General features: G+C 66.3%; 1 pseudogene. It reads left to right on the forward strand.

The features are described from left to right. Nucleotides 1-501, forward strand: a pseudogene (locus CXQ91_RS24460) (alpha-mannosidase 2C1); the annotation flags it as partial.

Consider the following 501-nt stretch of genomic DNA (forward strand, 5'->3'; position numbering starts at 1 on the left):
TACCCCCACGCCCCCGTGTGGAAGGGCGAGCTCTACCTTGAACTGCACCGCGGCACCTACACCTCCCAGGCCCTGACCAAACAGGGAAACCGGGCAAGCGAACACCTGCTGCGCCAGGCCGAGCTGTGGAGCGCCACGGCCGCCTCACGCGGGCTCATCGACTACCCCTACGACGAGCTGGACCGAATCTGGAAGCTGGTATTGCTCAACCAGTTCCACGACATCCTGCCGGGTTCTTCGATCGCCTGGGTACACCGCGAGGCCGCGGAGAGCTACGCCCGGATCGCCAAGGATTTGCAGGAAATCATCTTCGAAGCAATGCAGGCCCTGGCACCGGCGGTCGATCCCGTCGATCCGGACCCGTGGAAGTCCACGCTCTTTAACGCCTCCCCCTACCCGCGCCGCGGCATCGCCCCACTCAGCGCGGGCGTCCCGGCCCCACACTCCTCGGAGGTGACGGTGGAGCACGACGGAAGCGACGTCGTCGTGCACAACGGGCTC

The sequence above is a fragment of the Arthrobacter sp. Y81 genome, assembly GCF_002929335.1.
GTDB lineage: Bacteria > Actinomycetota > Actinomycetes > Actinomycetales > Micrococcaceae > Arthrobacter.